Raw genomic sequence first — 265 nt, 5'->3', positions numbered from 1 at the left:
GCCGCCAGGGGCGGCCTGCAATCGGCCCAGGCCGACCTCGCCACGGCGCGGGCCGCCGGGGCCGAGATCGCCCTGCGGCGCGCCCGCACCGACATCCGCGCCCCCGAAGCCGGGATCGTCAACCGCCGCACCGCCCGGATCGGCGCCACCGCCACGGCGGCGGGCGAGCCGCTGTTCCGGCTGATCGCCCGGGGCGAGATCGAATTGGAGGGCGAGGTGCCCGAGACGTCGCTGGCGCGCATCCACGTCGGCAATCCGGCGAGCC

Annotated in this window: 1 pseudogene; it reads left to right on the top strand. The window is 78.1% G+C overall.

Annotated features, from left to right (window positions below):
• Window positions 1-265, top strand: a pseudogene (locus KZZ07_RS27030) (efflux RND transporter periplasmic adaptor subunit); the annotation flags it as partial.

Source organism: Mameliella sp. CS4 (assembly GCF_019392335.1).
Classification (GTDB): Bacteria; Pseudomonadota; Alphaproteobacteria; order Rhodobacterales; family Rhodobacteraceae; genus Antarctobacter.
Note: the sequence above shows the minus strand (reverse complement) of the source record. Positions and strands in the feature narration are given on the sequence as shown.